We start from the raw sequence: 26,584 nt of genomic DNA on the forward strand, positions 1-26,584 counted from the left end.
AGCGGTCCGCGGAGACCAGGGCGACCGACGCCGCGGGCGCCGCGGCCGGGGAGCGGCGGCGGACGCGGCTCACCGGGCGCGCCGCCGTACTGGTCCTGGTGCTCGCGGTGCTCGCCGTCTCCTACGCCTCCTCGCTCCGCGCCTACCTCCAGCAGCGCAGCCAGATCGACGCCGTCCAGGCGCAGATCGCGGAGCGGGAGCAGGCCATCGACGCGCTCGAGCAGGAGAAGGAGCGGTGGAGCGACGACGCGTTCGTCGCCCAGCAGGCCCGTGCCCGCTTCGGCTACGTGGCGAGGGGGGAGACCCCCTACGTGGTGGTCGACGAGAACGGCGACCCGCTGGACGTCACCGCGGAGCTCGCCGACCCGGACACCTCCGGCGCGTCCGACACCCGGGCGTGGTACGACGACATGTGGGACTCGATGCAGATCGCCGGTGACCCGCCGACCCGCATCCCGGACCCTCCGAAGAAGAACATCAAGGCCCCCAGCGAGGACCTCCAGCAGTGAACCAGAGCAACACCCCGGGGATCTCCGCCGACGACGCGGCGGTGATCACCGCGCAGCTCGGGCGGCCCCCGCGCGGCGTGCACGGCGTCGGCCACCGGTGCGCGTGCGGCAACCCGTCGGTCGTGGTCACCGAGCCGCGGCTGCCCAACGGCACCCCGTTCCCGACCACCTACTACCTGACCTGCCCGCGGGTGAACTCCCGGATCGGCACCCTCGAGGCGTCCGGGCTGATGAAGGAGATGCAGGACCGGCTCGGTACCGACCCCGAGCTCGCCGCGGCCTACCGCGCCGCGCACGAGTCCTACCTGGCCGACCGGTCCGCGATCGGCGCCGCCTGCGAGCTCGACGTCCCCGAGATCGACGGCATCTCCGCCGGCGGCATGCCCGACCGCGTCAAGTGCCTGCACGTGCTCGCCGCCCACGCGCTGGCCGCCGGTCCCGGCGTCAACCCGCTCGGCGACGAGGTGCTGGAGCTGCTCGGCGAGTGGTGGGCGAAGGGGCCGTGCGTCGACCCCGCCGAAGCCACCACGACCGATGGTTGAGGTGCGTGCGCAGCGAGCCTCGAAACCACCGGTCGCCGCGATCGACTGCGGCACCAACACCATCAAGCTGCTGATCGGCACCCTCCCGGACGTCACCGTCCGCGAGATGCGGATGGTGCGGCTCGGTCAGGGCGTGGACGCCACCGGAGTGCTCGCGCCCAAGGCGCTGGAGCGGGCCTTCGGGGCGCTCGACGAGTACGCCGAGCTGATCCGTCGCGAGGGCGCGACCCGGGTGCGGTTCTGCGCCACCTCGGCGACCCGCGACGCCGGCAACGCCGCGGAGTTCACCGCCGGCGTCCGGGCTCGGCTGGGCGTCGAGCCGGAGGTGCTCTCGGGGGAGGAGGAGGCGCGGCTCGCCTTCGCCGGCGCCACCCGCGGGCGCCGCGGCCTCGGGTCCCCGACGCTGGTGATCGACATCGGCGGCGGCTCCACCGAGCTGATCCTCGGCGACCCCGAGGCGGGGCCGGCGGCCGCGGCGTCGATGGACATCGGGTCGGTCCGCCTGCACGAGCGCCGCCTCGGCGGCGACCCGCCCACCGCCGAGCAGGTCGCCGCGTGCGTCGCCGACATCGACGCCGCGCTCGACGCCGCCCGCGACGAGGCCGGGGTCGACCCGGCGACGGCCGCGGGCGTGGTCGGCGTGGCCGGCACCGTCACGACGGTGGCGGCGGGCGTGCTCGACCTGCCGGCGTACGACCCCGACGCGATCGACGGCGCGGCGCTCCGCGTGGCCGAGGTGCACGCCCAGGTGGAGCGCCTGCTGGCGATGACCGTGGCCGAGCGGCGCGCGCTGCCGTGGATGCACCCGGGCCGCGCGGACGTGATCGACGCCGGTGCGCTGATCCTCTCCCGCGTGCTGCGGCGGGTCGCTCTCGACGAGATCCGGGTCGCCGAGACCGACATCCTCGACGGGATCGCCTGGTCGATGGTCGGCTGACCCGCGCCGGTCGGTGCGCGTCACATGGATTCTGGTCGGTTCCGCGCACGCGACCCGACGAGAATCCATGTGACGCGGGGAGGCGCCGGCACCGTCTCGCGCCGAGGCCGCGCGGCCCCGTGACGGGAGGGGCCTGAGAGGATGCGTCGGTGAGCACCGAACTGCACGCCGTCACCGTCCTCGGGCACGACCGCCCGGGCATCATCGCCGACACCACCGCCGGGCTCGCCGGCCTGGGCCTCAACATCGAGGACTCGACGATGACCCTGCTGCGGGGTCACTTCGCGATGATGCTGCTGTGCCGCGGCGACGCCGACCGCGCCGGGATCGAGGCGGCGCTGGCGCCGCTGGCCGCCGGCGGCGACCTCGACGTCTCGGTGCGCCCGGTGCTCGACGAGCCGACGCCGGCGGCGGCGGGCTCCGCGTGGGTGCTCACCGTGCACGGCGGCGACCGACCCGGCATCGTCTCCGAGGTGGTGGCCCAGGTGGCGGCGGTCGGCGGCAACATCACCGACCTGACCACGCGCTTGGCCGGCGAGCTGTACCTGCTGGTCGCCGAGCTCGACCTGCCCGCCGACGCCGACGCGGCGGGCGTGGAGGGCGCGATCAAGGCCGCCGCGGAGCGGGTCGGCGTGCACGCCTCCCTGCGGCCGGTGGAGGCCGACGAGCTGTGAGCGCAGAACCGACCGCCGACGCCCTGGCCGAGGGCAGCGCCCGCCTGGCCGCCTGGACCGAGGCCGAGCTGGGCGTCGAGGGCGCGCTCCGCGAGGTCGTGACGGCCCCGGCCGACGTGCTGTCGACCCGCGGCGCCGACGTCGACCCGACCGACCCCGAGATCGTGCGGCTGGCCGCCGACCTGGTCGCCACCATGCGCGTCAGCCCCGGCTGCGTCGGCCTGGCCGCCAACCAGGTCGGCGTCGGCGTGCGCGTCTTCTGCGTCGACGTCTCCGAGCACCCCAAGACCCGCTCCCACCACGGCACGTTCGCGCTCTGCAACGCCGAGGTGGTCGCCTCCAGCCGCAACGAGAAGGCGCGGGAGGGCTGCATGAGCGTGCCCGACTTCACCGGCGACGTGAAGCGGCCCTCGCGGATCACCGTGCGCGGCCAGCTCCCCGGCACGGGCGAGGACGTCACCGTGGCCACCGACGCCTTCGAGGCGCGGGCGCTGCAGCACGAGATCGACCACACCGACGGGTTCCTGTTCCTGGACCGGGTCGCCGGCGCGCACGCGATCCACCCGCGCCAGACGTACCTCTGACCGGTCCCCGGCAGGTCTCTGACAGGTCACGACGGTTCTGACAGGCTCGTGGCCGAGCGGCCCCCATGTCCCAACCGGCAGAGGAAGGCGTCTTAAAAGCGCTTCAGTCTGGGTTCGAATCCCAGTGGGGGCACCGCCGGGCGACGGCGTGCGTGTCGCGGCTTGACTTCGCCTTGAGGTGAAGTCGGAGAGTGGAGCCATGGCACACCACGACCACGACCACGCCCACCACGAGGGGCAGACCCTCGAGGAGCTCCGCCAGCTGCTCAGCGCGGAGTCCTGGGACGAGCGCTACTCGGCCGAGCACCGCGTCTGGAGCGGCCGCCCCAACCAGCGCCTCGTCGAGCAGGCCGCCGACCTGGAGCCCGGCACCGCGCTCGACGTGGCCTGCGGCGAGGGCGGCGACGCGATCTGGCTGGCCCGGCAGGGCTGGCGGGTCACCGCCGTCGACGTGTCGACCGTCGCGCTGGCCAAGGTCGCCGAGCACGCCGCGGACGCCGGCGTGGCCGACCGGATCACCACGGCGCCGTACGACGCCCTGGCCGACCCGCGCCCGGCGCCCGGCGCCACCTTCGACCTGGTCACGGTCAGCTTCCTGCACGTCCCGGAGCCGGACTTCGCGCCGATCTACGCCGGCATCGCCGACGCGGTCGCGCCCGGCGGGCGGCTCCTGGTCACCGCGCACCACCCCGAGGACGTCAACAGCGGCGTGCGGCGCCCGCACGGCCCCGGGCTGCTCTTCGAGCCCGACCGGGTGCTCGCGACGCTCGGAGCCGACGCCGACGGATCGGCCTGGGAGGTCGAGGTCGCCGAGACCCCGGTCCGCGAGCAGCAGATGCCCGAGGGGCCGATGAAGGTCCGCGACACGGTCGTCCGGCTCCGGCGCCGCTGACCTGGGGCGTCGGCCGCCGCGGTTCCGTGCCGATCACCCGGAACCGCCGGGGAACGAGCGGTGGGTGCCGTACGTTGCTCAGGTATCAGCCCCCTAGACTCGGGGCCCTCATCTACTAGGAATCCCGCGGAGGAGACCATGCAGAGCAACAACCCGGTGTTCCGCCGGTCGGAGGAGTTCAACCGCAGCAACGGCTACGGGAACACCACCTACCAGGGCAACGGAGTCGCTTACGAGGGCTACGGCGAGCCCGCCGGCTTCGGCGCGCCGCCCGTCCAGAAGACCGGCCGGATGACGATCGACACCGTCGTCCAGTCGACTGCCATCACCCTCGGCGTGGTCCTGATCGCCGCCACGGCGACCTGGCTGATGACCCCGGACGTCACCGACTCGTCGGCCCTCGGCCCGCTGACCGCGGCCGTGCTGATCGGCTCCGGCCTGGCCTTCGTGCTGTCGATGGTCAACTCCTTCAAGAAGGTGATCAGCCCCGGCCTGGTCATCGCGTTCGCGGTCGCCGAGGGTGTCGCCCTGGGCGGCATCAGCAAGATGTACGACGCGATCTTCTACGACACGACCACCCCCGGTGGCATCGTGATGCAGGCCGTGATCGGCACCTTCGCCGCGTTCGCCGGCACCCTGGCGGCGTACAAGTTCTTCAACATCAAGGTCGGCCAGAAGTTCCGCACCTTCGTCATCGCGGCGATGTTCGGCATGGTCGCGCTGAGCCTGATGGAGATCGTGCTCAGCATCTTCGGCGCGCAGCTCGGCCTCTACGAGTTCAGCGGCCTCGGCCTGCTCTTCTCGCTCGCCGGCCTCGCGCTCGGTGTCTTCATGCTGATCCTGGACTTCGACTTCATCGAGCAGGGCATCCGCAACGGCCTGCCGGCGCACGAGTCGTGGCGCGCCTCGTTCGCCCTGCTGGTGAGCCTGGTCTGGATCTACACCAACCTGCTCCGCATCCTGGCGATCCTCCAGCAAGACTAGTTTGGATGGGCCGAGCGCGTCTCTCGCTGCGCTCGGCCGCGCTGCCGGCCTCGCGGTCGAGGTTTCCTCGCCGCGAGGCCGTCTGGCGTCTCACGGCGTCTGCGCGCGGAGAAGCTCCGCTCGTGCCGTCCGGTCGCTGCGCTCCCTCCCGGCCCTCGCTCCGCGTTCCCCGCGGCCGCAGACGGCGCGTCCTGGGATGGGCCGAGCGCGTCTCTCGCTGCGCTCGGCCGCGCTGCCGGCCTCGCGGTCGAGGTTTCCTCGCCGCGAGGCCGTCTGGCGTCTCACGGCGTCTGCGCGCGGAGAAGCTCCGCTCGTGCCGTCCGGTCGCTGCGCTCCCTCCCGGCCCTCGCTCCGCGTTCCCCGCGGCGGCAGACGGCGGGCGCTGAGCTGACTGCATGCGAAGGGCCCACCCGGTCACACCGGGTGGGCCCTTCGTCGTCCCCACCGACGATCGCGAGTCGGCAGAAAGTTCCTGGCGACTCGCGGGCGCTGGCGTGAGCTTGTGCCGACTCGCGCCTCAGCCGCTGGCCTGGGCCGCCTCGCCGCTGCTCGGGCCCGCCTCGAACCCGCTGCGCGAGTCGATGTTGGTCGGCTCCTCGACGCCGTTCTGCGCGTCCGCGTCGTCGGGGGCCTCTCCGGGGATCTGGGCGCGGCGGCGGCGGTGCCGCAGCTCGACCCACAGGCCCCGTACGCCGGTGCGCCGGCCGGCGATCTCGGTGCCGTCCAGCTCCGTGCCGGGCTCGTTGACGGCCTGGACGGCGGCCCGCGTGATCGGGAGGACCGCCTCGCCGCGGTAGGCCTCCAGGACGGCCTCGTGGTCGGGGACCTCGCCGAGCGCGGCCAGCGCCGACGGGATCAGCACGTTGGCCAGCGCGCGGTAGCCCGCGGCGGACGGGTGGAACTGGTCGGGGCCGAACAGCAGCGCCGGCGCGGCCGCGAACTCGGGGCCGAGGATGGAGCCGAGGGAGACCGTCCGGCCGCCCTCCTCCAGCACCGCGATCGTCTGCGCGGCCGCGATCCGGCGCGACCAGGTGCGCGCGATCTGGCGCAGCGGGGGCGCGATCGGCTGGATCGTGCCCAGGTCGGGGCACGTGCCGACGACGACCTCGCACCCGGCGGCCACCAGGCGGCGCACGCCCTCGGAGAGGTGGCGCACCGACTGCGACGGCAGCACCGTGTGGGTGACGTCGTTGCCGCCGATCAGGATGACCGCGACCTCGGGCTCGATGAGCAGCGCCCGGTCGACCTGGGCGGCCAGGTCGGAGGACTTCGCGCCGACGACGCAGAACTCGCGCAGGTAGACCCGGCGGTCGGCGTACTCCGCGAGGCCGCTGGCGACCATCGCGCCGGGCGTCTCCTCTACCCGCTCCACGCCGTAGCCGGCGGCGCTGGAGTCACCCAGCAGGGCGAGCCGGATGGCCGGTCCCGGGCGACCCCGCCCGTACCAGCCGGTGGCATCCGGAGGCGGTTCCTCCAGCGTCGGCCCGATGATCCTGCGGGCCAGCTTGGCCTCGGCGGTCAGGACCCCGTAGAGCCCCGCGCCCAGGGCGGACAGGCCGCCGCCACCGTAGAGGGCGGCGGCGGCGAGCTTGCGTGCTGCGGCTGCCTTACTCACGCGGTGAGTGTACGGACGAGATGTTTCCTCGAGGTCTCCGGCGGATGGCCACACGCCGCACGGCGTGCGACCGGTCACCCCCGTCGCGCGGCCCTCCGCCGGGGCATACGGTGAGCCCCATGGAGTACGTCGACTCGCTGCTGGACCTGATCGGCAACACCCCGCTGGTGCGGCTGCGACGCAGCCTCGACCTCCCCGAGGGAGCGGCCGAGGACGGCCCGCTGGTGCTCGCCAAGGTGGAGTACCTCAACCCCGGCGGCTCGGTGAAGGACCGGATCGCGACGCGGATGATCGAGGCCGCCGAGGCCTCCGGAGAGCTGCGGCCGGGCGGCACGATCGTGGAGCCGACCTCCGGCAACACCGGGGTCGGGCTGGCGATGGTCGCCCAGCAGAAGGGCTACCGCTGCGTCTTCGTCTGCCCCGACAAGGTGAGCGAGGACAAGCGCAACGTGCTGCGCGCGTACGGCGCCGAGGTCGTGGTCTGCCCGACCGCGGTCGCCCCCGAGCACCCCGACTCCTACTACAACGTCTCCGACCGGCTGGCCTCCGAGCCGGGCGCCTGGAAGCCCGACCAGTACTCCAACCCGCACAACCCGCTCTCGCACTACGAGACCACCGGCCCGGAGATCTGGCGCCAGACCGAGGGGCGGATCACCCACTTCGTCTGCGGCGTCGGCACCGGCGGCACGATCTCGGGCATCGGCCGCTACCTCAAGGAGCAGGACCCGGGGGTCCAGGTCGTCGGCGCCGACCCGGCCGGCTCGGTCTACTCCGGCGGCACCGGCCGCCCCTACCTGGTCGAGGGCGTCGGCGAGGACTTCTGGCCCGAGACCTACGACCGCGACGTCGCCGACCGGATCATCGAGGTCTCCGACGCCGACTCCTTCGCCTTCACCCGCCGGCTCGCCCGCGAGGAGCAGATGCTCGTCGGCGGCTCCTCCGGGATGGCCGCGTACGCCGCCCGGCAGCTCGCCGCCGAGCTGGCCGCGGAGGGGCGGACCGACGCCGTCATCGTGGTGCTGCTGCCCGACTCCGGCCGCGGCTACCTGAGCAAGGTCTTCAACGACGAGTGGCTGGCCCAGTACGGCTTCGACACCGGGGTGCCCTCGGAGTCGCGGACCGTGGGGGAGGTGCTGCGCGGCAAGAGCGGCACCCTGCCGGCGCTGGTGCACACCCACCCGAACGAGACCATCGCCGAGGCGATCCACATCCTCCAGGAGTACGGCGTCTCCCAGATGCCCGTGGTGCGCGCGGAGCCCCCGATCGTGGCCGCCGAGGTGGCCGGCTCGGTCTCCGAGCGGGCCCTGCTCGACGCGCTCTACGCCGGCGAGGCGAAGCTCGCCGACGCCGTCGAGCAGCACCTGTCGCCGCCGCTGCCGACCATCGGCTCCACCGAGCCGGCGCCCGCGGCGGTGGCGCTGCTGGAGAAGGCCGACGCGGTGCTGGTGCACGAGGACGGCAAGCCGGTCGGGGTGCTCACCCGCCAGGACCTGCTGGCGTTCCTCGCGCGCGGCTGACCCGCGACCGGGCGCCGGACCCGGCAGGATGGCGGGCGTGGACTCGACCCCTGCGCTGCCCGACGGGATCCGCGTCGCCGGCCCCGACGACGTACCCGACCTCCTGCGGCTGATCCACGCGCTCGCGGCGTACGAGCGCGACCCGGACGCGGTGGTGAACACCGAGGAGAAGCTCGACACCTGGCTCTTCGGCCCGGACGCGGTCGCCGAGGCGCTGGTCGCCGAGTTCGACGGCCGGGTCGTCGGGATGGCCCTGTGGTACCGGTCGTACTCCACCTGGACCGGCGTGCCCGGCGCCTACCTGGAGGACCTCTTCGTCGAGGAGGAGCACCGCGGCCGCGGGTTCGGCAAGGCGTTCTTCACCGCGCTGGCCGCGATCGTCGTGGCCCGCGGCTACGAGCGCCTGGAGTGGGTGGTCCTGGACTGGAACACGCCGTCGATCGAGTTCTACGAGCACCTCGGCGGCCGCCCGATGAGCGGCTGGACGACGTACCGGCTGGTCGGGGAGGAGCTGCGCGCGCTGGCCGAGTGACGGCTCGGCGCCGTCACTCTGCGGCGCGGGAATCACCGGTCGGCCGGTGATTCCCGCGCTGGACAGGCGTTGCAATGCCTGTCAAGCGCATGAATCACCTGTCGACCGGTGATTCATACGAGCGCGTCAGGTAGCGCATCGTGTGGTGAGGGACGAACCCGAGCGCGTCGTAGAGCGCCCGGCCGGCGTCGTTGTCGCTCTCGACGTGCAGCCACGCGGTGGTCGCGCCGCGTTCGGCGCCCCACTCCAGGAGCGCCGCCACCACGGCCGTGGCCAGACCGCGCCGCCGGTGCGCCGGGTCGACGGCCAGGTCGTGCAGCGCCAGCCAGTCGCCGTCCAGGGTGGCCCGTCCCTCGGCGACCGGGTCGCACCCGTCGCCGATCGAGGCCGTCGCGGTCGCACCGCCGACGCTGAGGTCGGCCTCGCGCTCGGGGCGCCCCAGCGCGCGGCGGACCCGGGCGACGGACGCCAGCCGGTACTCCGCGTCGCCGTCGCCGAGCGGGCGCCAGCCGGCTCCCGCCAGTGCGGCCTCCTCGTCCGAGCCGACCTCGACGTGGGCCAGCGCCGGGCGGTCGCGCTCGGCGTAGAACGCGCGGATCGCCTCGGCCGCGTCGGCCGGGGCGAGGCCCGGGTCGCCGACGGCCAGGCAGGAGTTCGCGCGCCGGCGCGGGCGCCCGACCGGCGCCGGGTCCGAGCGCAGCACCCACGCGCCCAGGGCGACGGTCTCCAGCCCCGGCCACAGCCCCGCGACCCGCGCCTCGGCGTCGGCGACGGAGACGCGGTGCCGCACCGACGGTCGCGGCGGGACCGGCTTGCCGGAGACGATGTCGCCGATCGGGATCTCCACGGCGGGCCCGGTCTCGGGCCGTACGACGGCCACCCCGTCGCCCCACGCGACGCACTCGCCGAGCAGGTCCGTCATCGCCGGGCCGCCGGTCGGCCCGGTCTCGCCGCGCACCAGCCGACGGACCACCACCCGCCGCCCGACGACGTGCGGGCCGAGAAGGTGCCTGCCCGGATCGTGGTGTCCCTGCTCGTTGGCCACGCCGGGATACTAGAGTTGCCCGAGGCACGAAGGACATTCGTGGCCGACCGACTCAGTACGTGAGCGACCGCCCGCGGCCCGCAGCGCAACCGTCCAAGGAGGAACCGATGACCTACATCATCTCCCAGCCCTGCGTCGACGTGAAGGACCGTGCGTGTGTCGACGAGTGCCCGGTTGACTGCATCTACGAGGGCAAGCGGATGCTCTACATCCACCCCGACGAGTGCGTCGACTGCGGCGCCTGCGAGCCGGTCTGCCCGGTCGAGGCGATCTTCTACGAGGACGACGTGCCGGAGGAGTGGAAGGACTACTACGACGCCAACGTGAAGTTCTTCGACGACCTGGGCTCGCCCGGCGGCGCCGCCAAGATGGGCGAGATCGACCACGACGCGACGTTCGTCGCCGCCCTCGAGCCGCAGAACCAGGACCACTGAGCAGTCGTTGAGCACGCAGCGTTACCTCGGCGTCTCGGGACGCCTGCCGGACTTCCCCTGGGACAAGCTGACCCCGGTCAAGGAGAAGGCACAGGCCCATCCTGACGGCATCGTCGACCTCTCGGTCGGCACGCCTGTCGACCCGACGCCGCAGGTCGTCCAGGACGCCCTGCGGGCGGCCGCCGACGCGCCGGGCTACCCGCTGACGATCGGCCGCGTCGAGACCCGCCAGGCGGTCGTCGACTGGTTCGCCCGCTGCCACGGCGTCACGGGCCTCGGCGTCGACCAGGTGCTCCCGCTGATCGGCTCCAAGGAGATGATCGGCTCCCTGGCGCTGCACCTGGGCATCGGGGAGGGCGACCTGGTCGTCTACCCGGAGCTGGCCTACCCGACGTACGAGGTAGGGGCGGCGCTGGTCGGCGCCGACGCGGTCGCCACCGACGCGCTGACCGCGCTCGGCCCGCGCACGCCGCGGCTGCTGTGGCTCAACAGCCCGTCCAACCCGACCGGCCGCGTGCTGCCCCCGGCGCACCTGAAGAAGGTCGTGGACTGGTGCCGCGAGCGGGGCGTGCTGCTGGTCAGCGACGAGTGCTACCTGGACTGCGTCTGGGAGGGCGAGGCCTACTCGGTCCTGCACCCCGACATCTGCGGCGGCAGCACCGAGGGCATCCTGGCCGTGCACTCATTGTCGAAGCGCTCCAACCTCGCCGGCTACCGGTGCGCCTTCGTCGCCGGTGACGCCGCGGTCGTCGCCGAGCTGCTGGCGGTCCGCAAGAACCTGGGCCTGCAGATGCCGGCCCCGCAGCAGGCCGCGATGGTCGCCGCGCTGACCGACGACGCCCACGTCGCCGAGCAGCACCAGCGCTACGCCGTACGGCGGGAGCGGCTGCGCGCCGCGCTGCTGGCGGCCGGCTTCACCATCGACCACTCCGAGGCGTCGCTCTACCTGTGGGCCACCCGCGGGCCGCAGGGCCCCGACTGCTGGGAGCTGGTCGAGGAGATGGCCGCGCGCGGCATCCTGGTCGCGCCCGGGGCCTTCTACGGCACCGCCGGCAGCCACCACGTGCGGGTCGCGTTCACCGCGACCGACGAGCGGATCGACGCCGCCGTCGCCCGCCTCACCGCCTGACCGGCCCCGCGCCGCCGGCCTGGATGCTGGCTCAGCGGAAGACGTCGACGTGGACGTGGTCGCGGTGCTCGAGGATCTCGGGGTCGCCCGGCCCGTCCGGGGCGTTGTAGTCGCGCCAGCCGTCCTGGCCGGCCCGCCAGATCCGGCCGTCGTAGATGACGGTGCGGATGTCGAGGCGTGAGGCGTTGCCGACGAGGTAGTGGGCGACCGCCCAGCCGTCGACCTTGCTCTGCTCGGAGATCGGGCGGAAGAAGATGTCGATCGCGCGGCCGTCGTAGTGGGCCGAGCCCTCCATGTGACCGGTGGAGACACCGCCCCGCTGGAAACCGCCGAGCGACAGCGTGCCGAACCGCTCGAGCAGGTCGAGGCGGACCTGGTTGGCGCGGGGGGTGAGCCCGCTCGGCCGCAGGTCGGCGTCCGCGGTGGGCGCGCCGCCCGACAGGTCGCAGCTGAACGCGGCCTGGGAGTAGCCGGTCAGCGCCGAGGCCAGCGCCCGGGCGTCCTGCTCGTGGTCGGCGTACGCGCGGGGGAACGCCGAACGCTGCACCTCCTGGGCGGCGTCGGTGATCTCCATGCCCTCGTAGCCGTCGACCTTGACCAGCGCGTCGTAGAAGGCGTTGGTGGAGTAGACGGGGTCGAGGATCTGCTCCTCGGTGCCCCAGCCCTGGGACGGCCGCTGCTGGAACAGGCCGATCGAGTCGCGGTCGCCGTGCTCGATGTTCTCGAGCTTCGACTCCTGGTAGGCGGTGGCCAGGGCGATCGAGACGGCGCGGGCGGGCAGCGCGCGCTCGATCGCGATCGCGGCGATCAGCGTGGCGTTCTCCGCCTGCTCGCGGTTGAGCTCCACCTCGTGCGCGTCGACCTCGACGTTGCAGTCGCCGTCGGGGCCCAGGCCGAGCTGGTCGGTGACGCGCAGGACCGCGACCCCGATCACGGCGATCATCGCCAGCACGACCAGCCCGAAGGCGATCGCGCCCGTTCCCCTGCGCATCAGTCCAGTGTCGGGGGTCGCTGGTGACGCACGTCGACGCTCACGAGGCCGCCGGCGGGGTGCTGCTCAGTTGGCGTGCAGCGCGGCGTTGAGGGCGATGCCCTCGCCCTGCCACGGCACGGCCTCGATGGCGCCGGAGACGGAGTTGCGGCGGAACAGCACGTTGCTGGCGCCGGAGAGCTCGCGGGCCTTGACCACGCGGGCCTCCTGGCCGGGCTCGAGCACGGTGACCTTGGTGCCGGCGGTGACGTAGCAGCCGGCCTCGACGACGCAGTCGTCGCCCAGCGAGATCCCGACGCCGGCGTTCGCGCCCAGCAGGCAGCGCTCGCCGATCGCGATGACCTCCTTGCCGCCCCCGGACAGCGTGCCCATGATCGAGGCGCCGCCGCCCACGTCGCTGCCGTCGCCGACCACGACGCCGGCCGAGATCCGGCCCTCGACCATCGAGGTGCCGAGCGTGCCGGCGTTGAAGTTCACGAAGCCCTCGTGCATGACCGTGGTGCCCTCGGCCAGGTGCGCGCCGAGGCGGACCCGGTCGGCGTCGGCGATGCGGACGCCGGCGGGGAGGACGTAGTCGACCATCCGCGGGAACTTGTCGACGCCGTACACGGTGACGTGGTGGCCGGCGGCCTGCAGGCGGGCGCGGGTCATCTCGAACCCGTCGACCGCGCACGGGCCGGCGCTGGTCCACACCACGTTGGTGAGCAGGCCGAAGACGCCGTCGAGGTTGATCTCGTGGGGGCGCACCAGCCGCGCGGAGAGCAGGTGCAGCCGCAGCCACACGTCCTGCGTGGTCCGCGGCGCCCGGTCCAGGTCGATCTGCACCAGGGAGACCTGGCGCTCCACGCGACGCACCGCGTCGCTGCCGCCCAGCGCGACCAGGTCCTTCGGCGCGATCGCGCCCACCGGCGCCTCGCCGAGAGCCGGGTTCGGGAACCAGGTGTCGAGCACCGAGTCGTCGGACGCGTACGTGGTGAGGCCGAAGGCCCAGGCGGAGCGGGTCACGGGAGGTGAGTCTACGGGGGCGCCGGAGGCCGCCCGGACGCGGGCGCGGCCGACGGGACCCGCTGCGGCTACTCCGCCAGGATCGCCAGCTGGCGGCTCTGCGCGATCAGGCGGCCCTGCTCGTCCCACAGCTCCACGTCCTCGTCGTGGTAGCCGGCGATGACGTGCCGGGCGACCACGTGGCCGAGCGCCCAGAGCGACTCGGGGCGGCGCCGGTAGTGGACGGTGAGCTGGATGGTCGAGGAGGCGACGTGGCCGATCTCGGCGGTGGCGGGGAAGAAGGCGTCGACCATCGCCCCGGCCAGCAGGGCGTCGACGGGCCGCTCGTCGGCGGCGCGGATCCAGGCGAGCACCTCGGTCCTGCCCGACGGCTCGCCCCGCAGCCAGCCCGGCTGGTAGGTCGACCGGTAGGTGTAGCGGTCCAGGATCGGCATGAACCCCGCGGGGAACGCGGGGGACTCCGTGCACTCCAGCGGGCCCGGGGTCTCCGGCGCGGCGTGCGGGGTGTGCTCGATCGACCCGGTCTTGTCCCAGTCGTGGGTGCTCAGCACCGCGTGCGCGATCTCCTTGCCGTTCTGCACGAGGATCGCGTCGTACGTCGACACGCGACGGCCCACGCGGACCTCGCGCACGTGCACGTCGGCCGGGCCGGCCGTCGCCGGGCGGAAGTAGGTGACCGCGATGCTCAGCGGGTCCGGGTGCGCCGCGTCCTGCATCGCCGCGTGCTGGAGCACGGCGAGGATGTAGCCGCCGTTGGGCGTGCCGTTGGCGGTGTTCCAGTCGGTGGTCAGGTCGACCCGCTGGACGCCGTCGCCCAGCGGCTCGCACGCCACCGCTTCGTCGAGGAGGTAAGCCACGGGGTCATCCTGCCCGCCCCCACCGACACCCGTCGGGCGGGTCCGGTCACTGGCGCCTCGCCGACGCCCTACTGGCCCCGGCGGCCGTCGATCGCCTCGCGCAGCAGGTCGGCGTGCCCGCAGTGGCGGGCGTACTCCTCGATCAGGTGCACCAGGATCTCCCGGACGCTCGCGGTCTCCGCCCCGCCGTGGTAGCTCACCACCTCGCCCAGGCCCGCGTCGTCCCGGGCGTCCAGCCAGTCGTCGGCGGCGTCGATCTCGGCCTGCCACGTGTCCCACGCGTCGTGCCAGGCCGCCACCAGGTCGGCACCCGTCGCGGTCAGCTCCGCGAAGCCGGCGTCCCCGTCGTCGTACAGGCGCTGGGTCTCCTGGCCCTGCAGGGCGTTGCGGAACCAGAGCTGCTCGACCCACGCCATGTGCCGGACCAGGCCGAGGAGACTCATCGTGCTCGGCGGCACCGAGCGCCGGGCGAGGTCCTCGACGGGCAGCCCGTCGCACTTCATCTCCAGCGTCAGCCGGTAGTTCGTCAGGTACTCGCGGTACGTCGCGAGCTCGCCCACCGGGCTCTCCTGGACCCGCGGGTCCTCGTCGCGCTCCACCCACATCTGGCTCACCCGGACAGCCAACGGTGCGCGGGTGCCCGCTGGCAAGAGCTGTCGGACGCGAACCTGCTCGGCGCTAGGTTGCCCGCATGGATCGCCCGGAGCTCGCCGCCCAGCTCGACCTCGCACCCCATCCCGAGGGCGGGTGGTTCCGCCAGACGTGGGTGGCGCCGACGACGGTCGCGCTGCCGGACGGCCGGGTCCGCCCGACGGCGACCCTGATCTACTTCCTCCTGCCCGCCGGCGACGCCTCGGCGTGGCACCGGGTGGCGTCCGACGAGATCTGGCTCGCCCACACCGGTGAGGTGGTGCTCGAGCTCGGCGGCGACGGTGACGTTCCGGCGACCACCGGACGAGCGGTCCTCGGTCCGGACCGGCGCCAGGTCCAGGTACCGGCCGGGGTGTGGCAGCGGACGCTGCCGGGGGAGGAGGACGCGCTCGTGAGCTGCCTGGTGTCGCCCGGGTTCGACTTCGCCGACTTCGAGCTCGCCTGAGTGCCGGGTCTGCCGCGCCCCGACGAGAACCGATTGGCAGGCCCACCCGCGGGAGCCGTACGCTGTGACCCACAGGCGCTCGAGCCGTCATCAGCGGCGAGCCTCCGGAAGAACAGCCGCCCCGCGCCGGGGGAGGGCCCAGTAGAACCGGACGGGGCAGGCCCGTCACAGCCGAGTACGAGTGGCCGACCCGCGATCCGCGGGGCGGCAAGCGGGGTGGTACCGCGGTCCTCGGATCGTCCCTGTGGTTGCACAGCCGAGCTCACCACCACCGCCACTCCCAGGAGACCTCAGAGCCATGACCTATCCGAAGGTCACCACCCACTCGCACGACGGCCAGGGCGCCGTCCCGAGCTCCCCGCGCTTCCCGGAGATCGAGGAGCGGGTGCTCGCCTACTGGGCCGAGGACGACACCTTCCGCGCCAGCGTCGAGCAGCGCGACCCCGGCGAGCGCGGCGAGAACGAGTTCGTCTTCTACGACGGCCCGCCGTTCGCCAACGGCCTGCCGCACTACGGCCACCTGCTGACCGGCTACGTCAAGGACATCGTGCCGCGCTACCAGACCATGCGCGGCAAGCGCGTGGAGCGCCGCTTCGGCTGGGACACCCACGGCCTGCCCGCCGAGCTCGAGGCGATGCGCCTCAACGGCATCAAGACCACCGACGAGATCGTCGAGATGGGCATCGACAAGTTCAACGACGCCTGCCGCGCCTCGGTGCTCAAGTACGCCGACGAGTGGCGCGAGTACGTCACCCGCCAGGCGCGCTGGGTCGACTTCGACAACGACTACAAGACCATGAACCCCGAGTTCATGGAGTCGGTGCTGTGGGCCTTCAAGAGCCTCTTCGACAAGGGCCTCATCTACGAGGGATTCCGCGTCCTGCCCTACTGCTGGAACGACGAGACCCCGCTGTCCAACCACGAGCTGCGGATGGACGACGACGTCTACAAGGACGTCAACGACCCCGCGGTCACCGTCGGCTACACCCTGGACGACCTGGGTACGGACCCGGTCCTCGACGGCGCCCGGATCCTGATCTGGACCACCACGCCCTGGACCCTGCCCTCCAACCTCGCCGTCATGGTCGGCTCCGACATCGACTACGTCGTCGTCGAGGCCGTCGTCCCCGGCACCGAGACCCGCGGCCGGTTCGTGCTCGCCGAGGCCCGGCTGTCGGCGTACGCGCGGGAGCTGGCGGACGAGGACGGCGAGCTCACCGTGCTCGGCACCTACCAGGGCGCGGACCTGGTGGGCCGCACCTACACCCCGCCGTTCTCCTACTACGCGGGCCACGAGAACGCCTTCCGCGTGGTCGCCGCCGACGACGCGGTCACCACCACCGACGGTACGGGCGTCGTGCACACCGCCGGCGCCTTCGGTGAGGTCGACAAGGAGGTGACCGACCGCGAGGGCATCGAGGCGGTCATGCCCGTCGGCAAGGACGGCCGGTTCACCGCGCCCGTCGACGAGTACGCCGGGATGCTGGTCTTCGACGCCAACCCGCACATCATCGACCACCTCAAGCACACGACGAAGGGCTCCGGGGAGACCGGCGCGGTCAGCCCGGGCACGGTGCTGCTGCGCCGCGAGTCCTACGCGCACTCCTACCCGCACTGCTGGCGCTGCCGGCAGCCGCTGATCTACAAGGGCGTCTCCTCCTGGTTCGTCGAGGTCACCGCGTTCAAGGACCGGATGGCCGAGCTCAACCAGCAGATCCGCTGGGTGCCCGAGCACATCAAGGACGGCCAGTTCGGCAAGTGGGTCGGCAACGCCCGCGACTGGTCGATCACCCGCAACCGGTTCTGGGGCAGCCCGGTGCCGGTGTGGAAGTCCGACGACCCGGCGTACCCCCGGATCGACGTCTACGGCTCCTTCGAGGAGATCGAGCGCGACTTCGGCCGGCTGCCGCTCAACGACAAGGGTGAGCGCGACCTGCACCGCCCGTGGGTCGACGAGCTGACCCGGCCCAACCCCGACGACCCGACGGGGACGTCGACGATGCGCCGCGTCACCGACGTGCTCGACGTGTGGTTCGACTCCGGCTCGATGAGCTTCGCGCAGGCGCACTACCCGTTCGAGAACGCCGAGTGGTTCGCCGGCACGGAGGACGGCTCGAAGGAGGCGCACTTCCCGGCCGACTTCATCGTCGAGTACATCGGCCAGACCCGCGGCTGGTTCTACACGCTGCACGTGCTGGCCACGGCGCTCTTCGACAAGCCGGCGTTCTCCTCCTGCATCAGCCACGGCATCGTGCTCGGCTCCGACGGCGAGAAGATGTCGAAGTCGCTGCGCAACTACCCCGACGTCTCGGAGGTCTTCCACCGCGACGGCGCCGACGCGATGCGCTGGTTCCTGATGGCCTCGCCGATCCTGCGCGGCGGCAACCTCGTGGTCACCGAGCAGGGCATCCGCGACGCGGTGCGCCAGGTGATGATCCCGCTCTGGAACACCTGGTACTTCTTCGCGCTCTACGCCAACGCCGAGCACTACGAGGCGACCGGGCGCACCGACTCCGAGGACCCGCTCGACCACTACCTGCTGGCCAAGACCCGGCAGTACGTCGAGAAGCTGACCGGCGAGCTCGACGCCTACGCCATCGCGGACGCCTGCGAGACCACGCGCTCCTACCTCGACGTGCTGACCAACTGGTACGTGCGCCGCTCCCGCGAGCGGTTCTGGGAGGGCAAGCCGGAGGCGTTCGAGACCCTCGCCGCGGTGCTCGACGTCGTGTGCCGCGCGGTGGCCCCGCTGCTGCCGCTGGTCACCGAGGAGATCTGGCGCGGGCTCACCGGCGGCCGCTCGGTGCACCTGGCCGACTGGCCGGACGTGTCGGCGCTGCCCGGCAGCGCCGACGACCACGCCCTGGTGGCGGCGATGGACCAGACCCGCGAGGTCTGCTCCTCGACCTCCGCGCTGCGCAAGGCCGCCAAGCTGCGCAACCGGCTGCCGCTGGCGACGCTGACCGTGGTCGTCGACGACCCGGCGGCGCTGGAGCGGTTCGCCGACATCATCGCCGACGAGGTCAACGTCAAGGCGGTCCGCCTGGTCGCCGCCGACTCCGAGGAGGCGGCCGGGTACGGCGTCGAGCAGAAGCTCACCGTCAACGCCCGCGCCGCCGGCCCGCGCCTGGGCAAGGACGTCCAGGCCGCGATCAAGGGCTCGAAGTCCGGCGACTGGTCCGTGGCCGAGGACGGCACCGTCACCTCCGGCGGCCTGGCGCTGGTCGAGGGCGAGTACAGCCTGGAGACCGTCGTCGGCTCGGCCGCCGAGGGCGCCGCGACCGGGATGCTGCCCGGCGGCGGCTTCGTCGTGCTCGACACCACCGTCACCCCCGAGCTGGCCGAGGAGGGCATCGCCCGCGACCTGGTCCGCGCGGTGCAGCAGGCGCGCCGCGACGCGGGCCTGGAGGTGACCGACCGGATCACGCTCACCATCGGCGGCTCGCACGCGGTCGCCGCGGCGGCCACCACGCACGAGGGGCTGATCGCGGGGGAGACCCTGGCGACGTCGTACTCGGTCGAGGACGGAGGCCACGTGGCCGGTACCTCGGTCACCGTCGGCGACGGCGAGACCGCGGTGCTCGACCTCGAGCGCGCCTGACCTGCCGCTGGTTGAGGTGCGAGCGAAGCGAGCCTCGAAGCCAAGGCACTCAGCTCCTTGGTTTCGAGGCTCGTCGCTAGCGCTCCTCGCGCCTCAACCAGCGGAGGTCAGCTGAGGTCGAGGCGCCCGGCGAGCTTGTCGAGGTACGCGTAGACGGTCGCCTCGTCGGCGTCCGGGACGCCCCAGATGAGCTCGCCGGCCTCGGCGGCGGCCCAGTCCGCGAAGTCCTCGGGCGCCGGCTTCTTGGCGACGAGGACCCGGACGTCGGGGGCGCCGTCGCGGCCGGCCTCGGCCCACTCCTTGCGGAGGAGGGCGGCCTTCTCGGCGATGTCGGTCTCGATCGGCGTGGTCATCCAGCCGTCGGCGTGCGCCGCGATCCACTTCATGGTCTTCGGCCCGCCGCCGGCGCCGATGATCACCGGCACCCGGCCCTGCGGGGGCTTCGGGTAGGCCCAGGAGGGGCCGAAGGAGACGAACTCGCCGTCGTACGCCGCCTCCTCCTCGGTCCACAGCGCCCGCATCGCCTCCAGGTACTCCTTGAGCACCGTGCGGCGCTTCGCCGCCGGCACGTGGTGGTCGGAGAGCTCGTCGGTGTTCCAGCCGAACCCGGCACCGATGGTGACCCGGCCGCCCGAGAGGTGGTCCAGCGTCGCGATCGTCTTGGCCAGCGTGATCGGGTCCGACTCCACCGGCAGCGCGACCGCCGTGGACAGGCCGATCCGGGTGGTCACCGCGGCCGCGGTCGCCAGCGAGACCCAGGGATCGAGGGTGCGCAGGTAGCGGTCGTCGGGGAGCTCGTCGCCGCCGGTCGGGTGGGCCGCGTCCCGGCGCACCGGGATGTGGGTGTGCTCGGGGACGTAGAGGGTGTCGAACCCGCGCTCCTCGGCGGCCCGGGCGAGGGCCGCCGGCGCGATGCCGCGGTCGGACGTGAAGAGGACGATGCCGTTGCGCATGCCCGGCAGACTAGCCCAGAAATAGAACACGTTCTAGACACCTGTCTGGTTCGGTCCGCGCGGCTCCGCTCGCACCGCCTGATTGACTGGGGCGCGTGCCAACCGACGTGCAGCTCCTCGACCTGACCGCGGACGCGGTCACCCTCACCCGCCAGCTGGTCGACATCGAGTCGGTCTCCCGCGACGAGGAGGCCATCGCCGACGCCGTCGAGTCGGCCCTGCGGGCCCTCCCGCACCTGAGCGTCGTGCGGCGCGGGAACACCGTCGTCGCCCGCACCGAGCTCGGCCGGCCCTCGCGGGTGGTGCTCGCCGGGCACCTGGACACCGTGCCGGTCAACGACAACCTGCCGAGCCGCCTGGACGAGGGGACGGGCCTGCTGCACGGACTGGGCACCTGCGACATGAAGGGCGGCGACGCGGTCATCCTCCGTCTCGCCGCGACCGTCACCGAGCCGGTGCACGACCTCACCTTCGTGCTCTACGAGGCCGAGGAGATCGACGCCGCGTTCAACGGGCTGCGCCTGCTCAGCGAGTCCGACCCGGAGCTGCTCGAGGCCGACTTCGCGGTGCTCATGGAGCCCTCGAACGCGGTCGTCGAGGCGGGCTGCCAGGGCACCCTGCGGGTCGAGGTCCGCACCCGCGGCGAGCGGGCCCACTCGGCGCGCGCGTGGCGCGGGGTGAACGCGATCCATGGCGCCGCCGACGTACTGGTCCGGCTGAGCGAGTACGAGCCGCGGCGCCCGGTGATCGACGGCCTGGAGTACCACGAGGGGCTCAACGCCGTCTTCATCCGCGGCGGCGTCGCCGGCAACGTGCTGCCCGACGAGTGCGTGGTCGAGGTGAACCACCGCTTCGCGCCCGACCGCACCGAGGACGAGGCGCTCGCCTTCGTCACCGACTTCTTCGCGCCGTACGACGTCACGCTGACCGACACCGCGCCCGGCGCCCTGCCGGGGCTGGACCGGCCGGCGGCGCGGGCCTTCATCGACGCCGTCGGCGGCGTGGTGAACCCGAAGTTCGGGTGGACCGACGTCGCCCGGTTCACCGTCCTCGGCGTGCCTGCCGTGAACTACGGCCCCGGTGACCCGATGCTGGCGCACAAGCAGGAGGAACACGTGCCGGTCGAGCAGATCGAGCGGTGCGAGCAGAAGCTGCGCGCCTGGCTGGAGGGGCGCGCGGGCGACCCGACCGACGAGGGGGACACCGCATGACCCGACGTTCCGGCCCCGGCCCGCGCCCGACCAAGGGCCGCCCGGCGGGCTCCACCACCGACCAGCGGCTGCTGGACAGCCGGGGTGACACCGACTGGGTGCACACCGATCCGTGGCGCGTGCTGAAGATGCAGGCGGAGTTCGTCGAGGGGTTCAACGACCTCGCCGAGGTCGGGCCCGCGATCTCGGTCTTCGGGTCGGCGCGGATCAAGCCCGACCACCTCGGCTACCGGCTCGGCGTCGAGGTCGGCGCGGCGCTGGTCGAGGCCGGCTTCACCGTGATCACCGGCGGCGGCCCGGGCGCGATGGAGGCGGCCAACAAGGGCGCCACCGAGGCCGGCGGGCAGAGCATCGGCCTCGGCATCGAGCTGCCGTTCGAGGCGCGGCTCAACGACTACGTGACCTTCGGGCTCAACTTCCGGTACTTCTTCGTCCGCAAGATGATGTTCGTCAAGTACTCCCAGGGGTACGTCGTCCTGCCCGGTGGCATCGGCACCCTCGACGAGCTCTTCGAGGCGATGACGCTGGCCCAGACGCTCAAGATCACGCAGTTCCCGATCGTGCTGATGGGCGTCGAGCACTGGACCGGCCTGCTCGACTGGATGCGCGGCTCGATGCTGGAGGACGCCCGGATCAAGCAGTCGGACCTGGACATGCTGACCCTGACCGACGACGTCGACGAGGCGGTGGCGCTGATGGTCGCCGCCCGCGACCGGCACCGATGAGCGGGCGGGAGCCGGTCCGATGATGATGTGGGTCTTCGCCGTGCTGATCGTGCTGGCGATGGGCGTGATCGCGCTGCTCGCCGCCGGGCGCGGCGAGCCGATGCAGCCGGCGTACGACGACCGGCCGGACGCCCTGGTGCCGGAGGGCCGCCCGCTCGGGGCCGAGGACCTGCGTCGGGTGCGCTTCTCGCTGGCGTTCCGTGGCTACCGGATGTCGGAGGTCGACGCGCTCCTGGAGCGTCTCGCCGCCGAGCGGGAGGCGGCCGAGGCGGCGGGGGCGAGCGCCGCCGCCGACCGCGTCGAGGAGGCGACCGGCGCCGGGGAGCCGCGGCGGCCGAGGCGGTTCCCCTGGGTCCCTGCGCGCGCCAGGACCGATAAGCGATAATGGTCACGCTGACTCGTGGCAGCAGACCTGCCCAGTACGGATGGAAAAGGGGTGCCGCATGGCGGCGATGAAGCCGCGGACCGGAGACGGTCCGCTCGAGGTCACCAAGGAAGGTCGCGGCATCGTGATGCGTGTCCCGCTCGAGGGCGGCGGTCGACTGGTGGTCGAGCTCAACGCCGAGGAGGCCGGCGCACTCGGCGAGGCCCTCAAGAACGTGGTCGGGTGACCCGAACCACTCTGCCGCCCCAGGTCGCGCCGCCGGAGTTCGCGCTCAGCGATCACCTGCCCGCGGCCATCGTCGGCGTCGACGTCGTCGCCCTCCCGGTGCTCACCGGGAGCGGCGACGACGGGCCGACCCTCGGCCCCGGCGCGGCCGACGTCGCGGACCTGCTCGACCTGGACCTGGTCGGGATCGCGGAGCTGCACCGGATGACCGGTGCGGTGGGCGAGACCGCCACGGTCGCGGTGCCGGACGGCAGCCCGGCCAACCCCGCGCTGCGGCTGGTCGTCCTCGTGGGCGTCGGGTCCGGCGCCCCCACCGAGCTGCGCCGCGCCGGCGCCGCCCTGGCCAAGGCGGTCAAGGACCGCGAGGCGGTTGCCGCCTCGGTGCCCGCGGTCGCCGAGGACGCCGAGCACGGCCTCGAGGCGTTCGTGGTCGGCACGATGCTCGGCTCGTTCGGCTTCCACTGGCGCTCCGGCGGTCCCCAGACCCGGCCCGTCCGGAAGGTCGTGCTCGCGATGGGTGCCGGCGTCGAGGCCGGCGTGGAGGCGGGGCGTGCCTCCGTGGCCCGCGCCGTCGCCGTCGGCGGCGCCGGCTGGCGGGCCCGACAGCTGGCCACCGTGCCGTCCAACCTCAAGAACCCGGCCTGGCTCGCCGAGCAGGCCGAGGAGATGGCCGCCGCGAGCGACCTGACCTGCCGCGTCTGGGACGCCGACGAGCTCGCCGCCGAGGGGTTCGGCGGCATCGTGGGCGTCGGCCAGGCGTCCGACTCGCCGCCCCGGCTGATCCGCCTCGACTACACGCCCGCCGGCGTCTCCGCGCGTGCGGCGAAGAAGCTGCCCACCGTGGTGCTGGTGGGCAAGGGGATCACCTTCGACTCCGGGGGCCTGAGCCTCAAGCCCGGCCAGAGCATGGTCTCGATGAAGCGCGACATGACCGGCGGGGCCGTCGTGCTCTCCACCATGGCCGCGCTCGCCGACGTGGGCTGCCCGGTGCGGGTCGTCGGGCTGGTCCCGGCGGCCGAGAACGCGGTCTCCGGCGGCGCGCTGCGCCCCGGCGACGTGGTCAAGCACTGGGGCGGGCGCACCAGCGAGGTGACCAACACCGACGCCGAGGGGCGGCTGGTGCTGGCCGACGCGCTGGCGTACGCCGTCGCCGAGCTGGACCCGGCGGTGATCGTCGACGTGGCCACCCTGACGGGGGCCGCGAAGGTCGCCCTCGGCCAGCAGGTCGCCGGGCTGTTCGCCACCGACGACGTGCTGGCGGAGCGACTCGGCGGCGCCGGCGAGCGCGCCGGCGAGCCGCTCTGGCGGCTCCCGCTGTTCGCGGGCTACGGGGACAAGCTGGCCTCGAAGGTCGCGGACGCCGACAACGCCCCGGGCGGACCGGGCGCCATCATGGCCGCGCTGTTCCTGCAGCGCTTCGTCGGCGACGTGCCGTGGGCCCACCTCGACATCGCCTCCGTCGGCGACGTCGAGAAGGAGTGGCACGAGTGGACGGTCGGACCGTCCGGCTTCGGCGCCCGGGCCCTGCTCACCTGGCTCGGCACCGAGGCGCCCACCGACGGGATCGGCTGACCCCAGCACGCTGTCGTGGCCGGACCTGACGGCCTGTGCGCGGGTAGTCCCTGACGAAAAGCACCCGAAACCGCCGATCGGCGGTGCTTTTCGTCAGGGACTACCCACCTCAGCGGTCGGCGACCGGCCGGCGGCCCGCGAGGGTCAGTCGCCCTCGGGCACCCAGACCTTCTTCGCGACCAGCAGGCCGTCGCCGACCGGCAGCAGTGCCGGGACGAGGCCGTCGGTCGCCTCGACGAGGGTGACCAGGTCGCGGATGGCGACGGTCTGCTCGTCGCGCTGCGCCGGGTCGGCGACGCGGTCGTGCCAGAGCGCGTTGTCGAAGGCCACCACGCCGCCGGGGCGCAGCAGTCGCAGCGCCTCGGTCAGGTAGGCGCCGTACTCGCGCTTGTCGCCGTCGGCGAAGACCAGGTCGTAGTGGCCGTCGGTGAGCCGGGGCAGCACGTCCAACGCCGCACCGGCGATCGTGCGGACCCGCTGCGGTGCGATCCCGTCGTCCTTGAAGCTCTCCCGCGCCAGGCGCTGGTGCTCGGTCTCCACGTCGACGGTGGTCAGTACGCCGTCGGCGCGCATGCCGCGCAGCAGCCAGAGCCCGGACACGCCGGTGCCGGTGCCGATCTCGACCACGGCGCGCGCCTCCAGGACGGCCGCCAGCAGGCGCAGGGCGGCGCCGGCGCCGTTGCCGACCGGGGCCACGCCGACCTCCTCGGCGCGGGCCCGGGCGGCGGCGATCACCTCGTCCTCGGCGACGTAGGTCTCGGCGTAGGTCCAGCTGCTCGCGTTGATCGGTGTCACGGCCACGGCCACAGCCTAGGGCTTGGCGGCAGTGGACCCCGTCACGCTCGGTGTGTCGGCGGGGGCAGGAACAAGCAGGAACAAGCAGTGAGGGCCGGTCGTTGGTCCTTTCACAGGGAAACCTCAGGTGCGGTGTCTAGCGTGAAGGAGCAGTCGGGGTTGGCACGATCGAAGCGGAGGGGGAGTTCGGCGATGACGCAGCAGGCGAGTCCGGACCAGGAGTGGACCGCGCCCGCGTGGCAGGAGATCGTCGAGCAGCACACCGACCGGGTCTACCGCCTCGCTTTCCGGCTCACCGGTGACCGGCACGACGCCGAGGACCTCACCCAGGAGGTCTTCGTGCGGGTGTTCCGCTCGCTGCACACCTACACCCCCGGCACGTTCGAGGGCTGGCTGCACCGGATCACCACCAACCTCTTCCTCGACCAGGCCCGCCGCAAGCAGCGGATCCGCTTCGACGCGCTCTCCGACGAGCGGGCCGCGCGGCTGACCAGCGCCACGGGCGTCCCGGACGACCTGTTCGCGGACCGGATGTTCGACGACGACGTGGAGAGCGCGCTGGCCGCGCTGCCGCCGGACTTCCGCGCCGCGGTCGTCCTCTGTGACATCGAGGGCCTCAGCTACGAGGAGATCGCGGAGATCATGGGTGCCAAGCTCGGCACCATCCGGTCCCGGATCCACCGCGGCCGTGCCCTGCTGCGCTCCGCGCTCGCGCACCGCGCGCCCGTCGACGGCCGCACCCGGTACGCCGGGCGCGGGTCCGAGCTCGTCCAGGGCGGCACCGCGTGATCGGTCACCTCGGCCCGCGGGTGAGCGCGCTGCTCGACGGGCAGATGACCCCCGCGGAGGCCGAGGACGCCTGGGCCCACGTCTACACCTGCCACGCCTGCCGCGACCTCGTGGAGCGCGAGGGCTGGGTCAAGACCCGCCTCGCCGGGCTCTGCGGCGACCCGGACGCGACCCCGTCGTCGCTGAAGGGCTCGCTGATGAGCCTGACGCCGGGCGAGGAGTTCCTCGCCGCGTCGGCGGCCGACGAGCACCGCCGCGGCGTGGCCGCCGGGATCGCACTGGTCGGCGGCGGCGCGCTGAGTGCCGCGATGCTGGGCGCCCTCGCCTTCGGCGCCCTCCCCGGCGGTGCCGCCGAGCGCCGCCCACCGGCCTCCCAGATCAACACGGTCAAGCCGACCGGCACCCCGTCCAGCCGCCCGGCGTCGCTGCAGGGTCCCCGGACGCCGGCGGCCGACGTACCGGTGTGGTTGCCCTTCCGCTGAGTCCGTCGGGGTCCCGGAGGTCGAGGGACGTGCCCGCCGTCGCGGCCCATCGGACATGATGTCCACCGTGACGGACGAGCAGCGCGACGACCCGACTCCCGAGCCGAACTCCGAGCCGACCCCCGAACCGAGCCAGGTTCGCGAGCGGGACCAGGAGACGGACCGGGAGACGGACCAGGCGTCGGACCAGGCGTCGGACCAGGCGCCGGACCAGGCGCCGGACGAGTCGGGCGAGGCCGCGAACGAGCCCGAGCCGGGTACGGCGCCGACCGGCGCGGGCCTGGACGAGACCGCGCCGCTCTCGGCCGTCGCCTCCCAGGGGTGGGCGCCGCCGGCGGCGGAGTCGCGCCCCCTCGGCCACGCGGACGCGCCGCCGCCCCCGCCGCCCGCCGCGGAGGTCCGCGTCGGGATGTCGTCGACGACGGCCAGCCGCGGCACCAGCGCGGCCGGCATGGTCGCGCGCAGGTGGGCGGTGGCGGCGTGGAGGTCGAAGCCGGGGCCGG

28 protein-coding genes, 1 tRNA gene and 1 pseudogene are annotated in these 26,584 nt (G+C 73.3%); 22 read left to right on the forward strand and 8 right to left on the reverse strand.

What is annotated here, in order from left to right; genetic code table 11:
- The 8 genes from ABLM29_RS19015 to ABLM29_RS19050 form a co-directional block, all read left to right on the forward strand.
- On the forward strand, positions 1–509 hold a 509-nt coding region (locus tag ABLM29_RS19015; protein WP_349716112.1), incomplete at its 5' end, for an FtsB family cell division protein.
- A 20-nt stretch (positions 510–529) separates the two neighbouring features.
- Complete coding sequence (locus ABLM29_RS19020; RefSeq protein WP_349716136.1) at positions 530–1,051, forward strand: DUF501 domain-containing protein; 522 nt, start codon at positions 530–532, stop codon at positions 1,049–1,051.
- Between the two features lies 1 nt (position 1,052).
- Positions 1,053–1,988: a Ppx/GppA phosphatase family protein gene (locus ABLM29_RS19025; RefSeq protein WP_349716113.1), complete on the forward strand. Its 936-nt coding sequence runs from the start codon at positions 1,053–1,055 to the stop codon at positions 1,986–1,988.
- 149 nt (positions 1,989–2,137) lie between these two features.
- Entirely contained in the window at positions 2,138–2,662 is a 525-nt protein-coding gene (locus ABLM29_RS19030; RefSeq protein ID WP_349716114.1) for a glycine cleavage system transcriptional repressor, read from the forward strand.
- On the forward strand, positions 2,659–3,246 hold the full coding sequence (gene def / locus ABLM29_RS19035; RefSeq protein ID WP_349716115.1) for a peptide deformylase: 588 nt from the start codon (positions 2,659–2,661) through the stop codon (positions 3,244–3,246). The genes ABLM29_RS19030 and def overlap by 4 nt, the downstream gene beginning before the upstream one ends.
- Positions 3,247–3,305: 59 nt before the next feature.
- A tRNA-Leu gene (locus ABLM29_RS19040) sits at positions 3,306–3,379 on the forward strand.
- Between the two features lie 66 nt (positions 3,380–3,445).
- Positions 3,446–4,138 carry an SAM-dependent methyltransferase gene (locus ABLM29_RS19045; RefSeq protein WP_349716116.1) on the forward strand — a complete coding sequence of 231 codons (693 nt, stop codon included), beginning with the start codon at positions 3,446–3,448 and terminating at the stop codon, positions 4,136–4,138.
- A 138-nt stretch (positions 4,139–4,276) separates the two neighbouring features.
- Positions 4,277–5,122: a Bax inhibitor-1/YccA family protein gene (locus ABLM29_RS19050; RefSeq protein WP_349716117.1), complete on the forward strand. Its 846-nt coding sequence runs from the start codon at positions 4,277–4,279 to the stop codon at positions 5,120–5,122.
- A gap of 517 nt (positions 5,123–5,639) precedes the next feature.
- On the opposite strand, the gene ABLM29_RS19055 is transcribed toward ABLM29_RS19050, so the two are convergent.
- Positions 5,640–6,737, reverse strand: a complete 1,098-nt coding sequence (locus tag ABLM29_RS19055; RefSeq protein ID WP_349716118.1) for an SGNH/GDSL hydrolase family protein — start codon at positions 6,735–6,737, stop codon at positions 5,640–5,642.
- A gap of 119 nt (positions 6,738–6,856) precedes the next feature.
- On the opposite strand from ABLM29_RS19055, the gene ABLM29_RS19060 reads away from it, so the two are divergent.
- Positions 6,857–8,254, forward strand: a complete 1,398-nt coding sequence (locus tag ABLM29_RS19060) for a cystathionine beta-synthase (protein WP_349716120.1) — start codon at positions 6,857–6,859, stop codon at positions 8,252–8,254.
- 37 nt (positions 8,255–8,291) lie between these two features.
- Positions 8,292–8,786, forward strand: a complete 495-nt coding sequence (locus ABLM29_RS19065; RefSeq protein WP_349716121.1) for a GNAT family N-acetyltransferase — start codon at positions 8,292–8,294, stop codon at positions 8,784–8,786.
- Between the two features lie 94 nt (positions 8,787–8,880).
- On the opposite strand, the gene ABLM29_RS19070 is transcribed toward ABLM29_RS19065, so the two are convergent.
- On the reverse strand, positions 8,881–9,831 hold the full coding sequence (locus ABLM29_RS19070) for a GNAT family N-acetyltransferase (RefSeq protein ID WP_349716122.1): 951 nt from the start codon (positions 9,829–9,831) through the stop codon (positions 8,881–8,883).
- A gap of 107 nt (positions 9,832–9,938) precedes the next feature.
- On the opposite strand from ABLM29_RS19070, the gene fdxA reads away from it, so the two are divergent.
- Both fdxA and dapC read left to right on the forward strand, forming a co-directional pair.
- Positions 9,939–10,265, forward strand: a complete 327-nt coding sequence (gene fdxA, locus ABLM29_RS19075) for a ferredoxin (RefSeq protein ID WP_349716123.1) — start codon at positions 9,939–9,941, stop codon at positions 10,263–10,265.
- Positions 10,266–10,272: 7 nt separating this feature from the next.
- Entirely contained in the window at positions 10,273–11,394 is a 1,122-nt protein-coding gene (gene dapC / locus ABLM29_RS19080; RefSeq protein WP_349716124.1) for a succinyldiaminopimelate transaminase, read from the forward strand.
- A gap of 31 nt (positions 11,395–11,425) precedes the next feature.
- Here dapC and ABLM29_RS19085 read toward each other — a convergent pair whose 3' ends face one another.
- The 4 genes from ABLM29_RS19085 to ABLM29_RS19100 form a co-directional block, all read right to left on the reverse strand.
- Positions 11,426–12,385, reverse strand: coding sequence for a VldE C-terminal domain-containing protein (locus ABLM29_RS19085; protein WP_349716125.1), 960 nt, complete (start codon positions 12,383–12,385; stop codon positions 11,426–11,428).
- A gap of 66 nt (positions 12,386–12,451) precedes the next feature.
- Positions 12,452–13,390 carry a 2,3,4,5-tetrahydropyridine-2,6-dicarboxylate N-succinyltransferase gene (gene dapD, locus ABLM29_RS19090; RefSeq protein ID WP_349716126.1) on the reverse strand — a complete coding sequence of 313 codons (939 nt, stop codon included), beginning with the start codon at positions 13,388–13,390 and terminating at the stop codon, positions 12,452–12,454.
- 68 nt (positions 13,391–13,458) lie between these two features.
- Positions 13,459–14,247: an acyl-CoA thioesterase gene (locus ABLM29_RS19095; RefSeq protein WP_349716127.1), complete on the reverse strand. Its 789-nt coding sequence runs from the start codon at positions 14,245–14,247 to the stop codon at positions 13,459–13,461.
- A gap of 68 nt (positions 14,248–14,315) precedes the next feature.
- Positions 14,316–14,852, reverse strand: coding sequence for a DinB family protein (locus ABLM29_RS19100; RefSeq protein ID WP_349716137.1), 537 nt, complete (start codon positions 14,850–14,852; stop codon positions 14,316–14,318).
- An 86-nt stretch (positions 14,853–14,938) separates the two neighbouring features.
- Between ABLM29_RS19100 and ABLM29_RS19105 the strand changes: the two genes are divergently transcribed.
- Together ABLM29_RS19105 and ileS are read left to right on the forward strand one after the other, a co-directional pair.
- Positions 14,939–15,343, forward strand: coding sequence for a cupin domain-containing protein (locus ABLM29_RS19105; RefSeq protein ID WP_349716128.1), 405 nt, complete (start codon positions 14,939–14,941; stop codon positions 15,341–15,343).
- 298 nt (positions 15,344–15,641) lie between these two features.
- Entirely contained in the window at positions 15,642–18,944 is a 3,303-nt protein-coding gene (gene ileS / locus ABLM29_RS19110) for an isoleucine--tRNA ligase (RefSeq protein ID WP_349716129.1), read from the forward strand.
- Positions 18,945–19,051: 107 nt separating this feature from the next.
- On the opposite strand, the gene ABLM29_RS19115 is transcribed toward ileS, so the two are convergent.
- Complete coding sequence (locus ABLM29_RS19115; RefSeq protein ID WP_349716130.1) at positions 19,052–19,897, reverse strand: LLM class F420-dependent oxidoreductase; 846 nt, start codon at positions 19,895–19,897, stop codon at positions 19,052–19,054.
- Between the two features lie 107 nt (positions 19,898–20,004).
- On the opposite strand from ABLM29_RS19115, the gene dapE reads away from it, so the two are divergent.
- The 5 genes from dapE to ABLM29_RS19140 are packed head-to-tail and all read left to right on the forward strand — an operon-like array spanning position 20,005 to position 24,015.
- Entirely contained in the window at positions 20,005–21,108 is a 1,104-nt protein-coding gene (dapE, locus tag ABLM29_RS19120) for a succinyl-diaminopimelate desuccinylase (RefSeq protein WP_349716138.1), read from the forward strand.
- A complete protein-coding gene (locus tag ABLM29_RS19125; RefSeq protein WP_349716131.1) occupies positions 21,105–21,833 on the forward strand; it encodes an LOG family protein in 729 nt (242 codons plus the stop codon). Before dapE ends, ABLM29_RS19125 begins: the two co-directional genes overlap by 4 nt.
- A 19-nt stretch (positions 21,834–21,852) precedes the next feature.
- Positions 21,853–22,218 (forward strand): DivIVA domain-containing protein, encoded by a 366-nt coding sequence (locus tag ABLM29_RS19130; protein ID WP_349716132.1) that lies wholly within the window; start codon positions 21,853–21,855, stop codon positions 22,216–22,218.
- Between the two features lie 58 nt (positions 22,219–22,276).
- Complete coding sequence (locus tag ABLM29_RS19135; RefSeq protein ID WP_136594384.1) at positions 22,277–22,444, forward strand: DUF3117 domain-containing protein; 168 nt, start codon at positions 22,277–22,279, stop codon at positions 22,442–22,444.
- Entirely contained in the window at positions 22,441–24,015 is a 1,575-nt protein-coding gene (locus ABLM29_RS19140; RefSeq protein WP_349716133.1) for a leucyl aminopeptidase family protein, read from the forward strand. The genes ABLM29_RS19135 and ABLM29_RS19140 overlap by 4 nt, the downstream gene beginning before the upstream one ends.
- A 144-nt stretch (positions 24,016–24,159) precedes the next feature.
- Here ABLM29_RS19140 and ABLM29_RS19145 read toward each other — a convergent pair whose 3' ends face one another.
- Positions 24,160–24,816: an O-methyltransferase gene (locus ABLM29_RS19145; RefSeq protein WP_349716134.1), complete on the reverse strand. Its 657-nt coding sequence runs from the start codon at positions 24,814–24,816 to the stop codon at positions 24,160–24,162.
- 186 nt (positions 24,817–25,002) lie between these two features.
- Between ABLM29_RS19145 and sigE the strand changes: the two genes are divergently transcribed.
- From sigE to ABLM29_RS19160, 3 genes and pseudogenes are all read left to right on the forward strand, one after another.
- Positions 25,003–25,599, forward strand: coding sequence for an RNA polymerase sigma factor SigE (sigE, locus tag ABLM29_RS19150; RefSeq protein WP_502889278.1), 597 nt, complete (start codon positions 25,003–25,005; stop codon positions 25,597–25,599).
- Positions 25,596–26,081 (forward strand): anti-sigma factor family protein, encoded by a 486-nt coding sequence (locus ABLM29_RS19155; protein ID WP_349716135.1) that lies wholly within the window; start codon positions 25,596–25,598, stop codon positions 26,079–26,081. The genes sigE and ABLM29_RS19155 overlap by 4 nt, the downstream gene beginning before the upstream one ends.
- A gap of 67 nt (positions 26,082–26,148) precedes the next feature.
- Positions 26,149–26,584, forward strand: a pseudogene (locus tag ABLM29_RS19160) (hypothetical protein); the annotation flags it as partial.

Source organism: Nocardioides sp. YIM 152588, assembly GCF_040191335.1.
Taxonomy (GTDB): Bacteria; Actinomycetota; Actinomycetes; order Propionibacteriales; family Nocardioidaceae; genus Nocardioides.

Excerpts from the sequence above, each read along its gene's own strand:
- ABLM29_RS19045 (WP_349716116.1), top strand. The coding sequence starts at position 3,446 with ATGGCACACCACGACCACGACCACGCCCACCACGAGGGGCAGACCCTC.
- ABLM29_RS19050 (WP_349716117.1), top strand. The coding sequence starts at position 4,277 with ATGCAGAGCAACAACCCGGTGTTCCGCCGGTCGGAGGAGTTCAACCGC.
- ABLM29_RS19060 (WP_349716120.1), top strand. The coding sequence starts at position 6,857 with ATGGAGTACGTCGACTCGCTGCTGGACCTGATCGGCAACACCCCGCTG.
- fdxA (WP_349716123.1), top strand. The coding sequence starts at position 9,939 with ATGACCTACATCATCTCCCAGCCCTGCGTCGACGTGAAGGACCGTGCG.
- ABLM29_RS19085 (WP_349716125.1), bottom strand. The coding sequence starts at position 12,385 with ATGCGCAGGGGAACGGGCGCGATCGCCTTCGGGCTGGTCGTGCTGGCG.
- ABLM29_RS19100 (WP_349716137.1), bottom strand. The coding sequence starts at position 14,852 with ATGTGGGTGGAGCGCGACGAGGACCCGCGGGTCCAGGAGAGCCCGGTG.
- ABLM29_RS19105 (WP_349716128.1), top strand. The coding sequence starts at position 14,939 with ATGGATCGCCCGGAGCTCGCCGCCCAGCTCGACCTCGCACCCCATCCC.
- ileS (WP_349716129.1), top strand. The coding sequence starts at position 15,642 with ATGACCTATCCGAAGGTCACCACCCACTCGCACGACGGCCAGGGCGCC.
- ABLM29_RS19115 (WP_349716130.1), bottom strand. The coding sequence starts at position 19,897 with ATGCGCAACGGCATCGTCCTCTTCACGTCCGACCGCGGCATCGCGCCG.
- ABLM29_RS19125 (WP_349716131.1), top strand. The coding sequence starts at position 21,105 with ATGACCCGACGTTCCGGCCCCGGCCCGCGCCCGACCAAGGGCCGCCCG.
- ABLM29_RS19130 (WP_349716132.1), top strand. The coding sequence starts at position 21,853 with ATGATGATGTGGGTCTTCGCCGTGCTGATCGTGCTGGCGATGGGCGTG.
- ABLM29_RS19135 (WP_136594384.1), top strand. The coding sequence starts at position 22,277 with ATGGCGGCGATGAAGCCGCGGACCGGAGACGGTCCGCTCGAGGTCACC.
- sigE (WP_502889278.1), top strand. The coding sequence starts at position 25,003 with ATGACGCAGCAGGCGAGTCCGGACCAGGAGTGGACCGCGCCCGCGTGG.